This is a genomic window from Paludibacterium purpuratum (genome assembly GCF_004363805.1).
GTDB lineage: Bacteria > Pseudomonadota > Gammaproteobacteria > Burkholderiales > Chromobacteriaceae > Paludibacterium > Paludibacterium purpuratum.
This window is the reverse complement of sequence record NZ_SNZP01000011.1, coordinates 1-3,495: the sequence shown is the minus strand read 5'-3', so window position 1 is coordinate 3,495 and position 3,495 is coordinate 1. Positions and strand designations below refer to the sequence as shown.

Below are 3,495 nucleotides of genomic sequence, written 5' to 3'. Positions count from 1 at the left end.
AACACCAGCAACAGTACCACCTACTCCGCCACGGGCGCAGTAATTGGCACTAGCGAAACCACTGCCGACGGCACGGTCACCTCGACCACCACCAATCAGGACGGTACAGTCAGCAGCTCCACCATCAACGCCGATGGTTCGGCCAGCTATACCACGAAGTACCAGAACGGTACTTACCTCACCGATAACTATGCCCCCAATGGGGTGGAAGTCAGCGAGCAGTGGTCCGACGACCAAAAGACCAGCTATAGCGAGAGCTTCAACAGTAATGGGACGACCACGACCACCGCGCAGTTTGCCAATGGCACCAGACAGGTAACGACTGACAATAGCGACGGAACTGTCGGCAGTGTGTCTTATTCGGCAGGGGGAGCCGTCACCAGCACCAGCGAAACTGGAACGGATGGAACAACGACGACCTCCTCCTCAAATCCGGACGGTTCGGTCACAACGACAAGCACCCGATTGGATGGTGTCTCCACAACAACAACACAAAACCTCGATGGTACCAGCTCCGTCACTACAAACTATGCAGACGGCTCGTCGACAACGACCAGCTATGCTGCCGATGGATCTGTCACTGGGTCAGAAACAACGAATACGAACGGTGACAATACGGCCCCAGGAACGGACGATAACTCGCCTTCGGCCGGCGACCCCAATGCAAACAGTAACGATTCAAGCACAGGGGATCCCAATGCAGGCAGCAGCGATCCCAGCTCGGGGGATCCCAATGCTGGTAACAACACCTCAAACACAGGGGACAACACAGGTGGCACCGACTCAGGAGCGAGTGGAGATGGCGCCAGCGGCGGAGACAATAGCGGAAACAGCGCGGGCCTAGGCGGCAGCACGGGAAGCAATAGCGGCGATGGCAGCAGCGGTGCAGGTAGCAGCGACGGCAGCGGTAGCAGTGATGGAGGAGGTGCGGGGACTGGCGGTGATGGTGGCGCTGGCGCTGGCGCAGGCGGCGGCGGTGGCGGCGATGGCGGCGGAGGCGGCGGTGGCGGTGGCGGCGGCGGTGGCGGCGATGGCGGCGGCGGTGGTGGCGGCGGTGGCGGCGATGGCGGCGGTGGCGGCGGTGGCGGCGGTGATGGATTCACAGGTCCGAAATCCATCATCAACCACACGCTCAAAGGCGGCGTAGGAAGCCTCAACTCGTCGGTTTTAGCAGCCTTCGGGAATCAAACCGAGCAGCAGATTCAGCAAGCAATGAATCAATCTGCGAGGATGGCTACGCTCCAATCCCTTTCGACTGGCGTAAATCCTTTCGAACTGGAGGGCGGACAATGGTCGCAGAGTACCGTTTCCTGGAGTACCACCAACATCGGCACGGATGCGCAAACGGCCAACGCGATTAACCTGGCGACCCAGCAAGCGTTTGCCCAATGGTCCGCCATCACCGGCTTGCATTTCCAGCAAACGCAAGATCCGGCCCAAGCAAACATCCAGATCAAACTGGGCGATTTCAACACCGCCGAAACGGGGATTATCGGCTACACGGGCTATACCATTCAGTCGGGGCAGTTCACGTCGGGTACGGCTATTACTATCGAAAACCCCAACGAAACGGCATTGGCAACGAACGCTCTTGGCGAGCTCCAATACAGCGGAACGGAAGCCACGCTGGAACAGGTGCTACTGCACGAAATCGGCCATGCGCTGGGTTTTGCCGCAAACGCGGACTCTCACTCCATCATGGATTACGCGTTGACTGCGAATAATCGGACTTTCGACGATACCGATACCATCGGCGCCGCGAACGTTTACCACGCAACGCCTCCTGGGTCGAATATCAGCGCCGTGAATCAATTGGTTCAGGCCTTGAGCACCTTTGGAGTCGAATCCGCTGCAACAACATCGGCGACGAACCAGAGCGAGGTCGATAATCACCCAAATGACAGCCTTGCTGTCCATCATTAAATGATGTTCAGGACGGCCTTGCCTCGAAATGTGGCAAGGCCGTTTTTCAAACAAGAAAGCCTCTATGTTGCCGCTCTCCCAAAAAGCATCTCAAAAATCATGGCAAAACCTCTTGCTGGCACTGTCGCTCATACTGTGCGGTCTGGCCCCCGCGATGGCGGCGGACACCATGCCGCATCGCATTCCGATGATCACGGCCGGGATCACGGAAACCGTCGTCACCATCCCCATGCAGGACGAGGGTGTCTCGCTACAGGCCACCGTCTTCAAACCGCAAGGGGCAGGCCCCTTTCCCTTGGTCATCATCAACCATGGCGCCGACGGCCACGTCGCGCCGGCACAGCAGCCCCGCTTCCGATACAACAATGGGGTTTTTTACTTTCTGGCACGGGGTTATCTCGTCGTGCAGCCAATGATGCGCGGCTACGCCGGTTCGCAAGGCGTACTGCCCGACCCGCTATGCCATGAACAGGCGAAAGTCGCACTGGCTAGTGCAAAAGATATTCATACCGTGATCGATTACATGCTCACGCAAGCAAACGTCGACCCGGCCCCTGGCGTCATCGTGGCGGGGCAAAGTTTCGGTGGCTGGAATACCTTGGCCTATGGCACGCTCGGCGACACGCGGGTCAAGGCGCTGGTCAATTTTGCCGGCGGGCTCAATTTGGGACACTGCCCGCGAACCCCGTGGGGCCTCGTCGATGGCGCCGGCACCTTCGGCGCACAAAGCCACACGCCATCCCTCTGGTTTTACGGCAATAACGATAGCCGCTTCCCTCCCGCCACTTCGCAACGCATGTACCGGGCTTACACCGAGCGCGGCGGCCAGGCCAAACTGGTCAATGTCGGTGACTTCATGAACGACTCGCACAATTACTATGCCGCGGCCGAAGGCATCCAACTCTGGGCGCCGATCCTCGACGATTTTTTGGCGAGCCAAGGCTTGCCGCACGACATCAAAAACCCGCAATACATGCCCACGCCCTTCCCATCCGAGAGCCAGTACGCAGCGCTGAACGACACCAGCGCCATCCCTTACGTCAACGAATTCGGGCGCAAAGCGTATCAGCAGTTTCTCAAGCAACCTTTCCCACGGGTTTTTGCCGTCAGCAAAGACGGCACCGCCAGAACCGCGCATGGCGGGTTCGATCCGGTGGGGTTTCTTTTGAATGGCTGCAAAGCACAGGGCGCCGAGTGCGAGCTGTACGCGGTCGACGACCGGGTTGTGTGGCGTAAGAACTAGATGTGTCGGGGGTATGCTCGAATAGCACCGAAGACGGCGGCAGCTAGATAAAGCTTGCGGGCCGAGGGGCAAACGGTGGGAGATGGCAGAGCTGTCAAGGAACCCTCGACAGTTCAAACGGAGAGTTCTCGCTAGGGCAACGAACAGCTAGCAGCAGCCAGCACAGGGGCAGGCCATTTTTTTTGCTTCGTCCGCAAGTTTGTGTGTTCAGCATGCAACAAGAAAGACCTGACCCAATACTGTTCGGTTAGCGCAAATCTGTTATAATCCCTGGACTTCTTCCAGGATTTTGTCATGGCCCGAACAAAAGCGGTACTGGGATCCGGTGC

2 protein-coding genes are annotated in these 3,495 nt (G+C 58.4%); both read left to right on the top strand.

All coding sequences use genetic code 11. The features are described 5' to 3' along the window. Positions 1 to 1,923: matrixin family metalloprotease (locus DFP86_RS19470; RefSeq protein ID WP_133682081.1), on the top strand; the 1,923-nt coding region annotated here is incomplete at its 5' end. Positions 1,924 to 1,987: 64 nt separating this feature from the next. Continuing rightward, positions 1,988 to 3,166 (top strand): dienelactone hydrolase family protein, encoded by a 1,179-nt coding sequence (locus DFP86_RS13445; RefSeq protein ID WP_166642273.1) that lies wholly within the window; start codon positions 1,988 to 1,990, stop codon positions 3,164 to 3,166. The last annotated feature ends 329 nt before the right edge of the window (positions 3,167 to 3,495 follow it).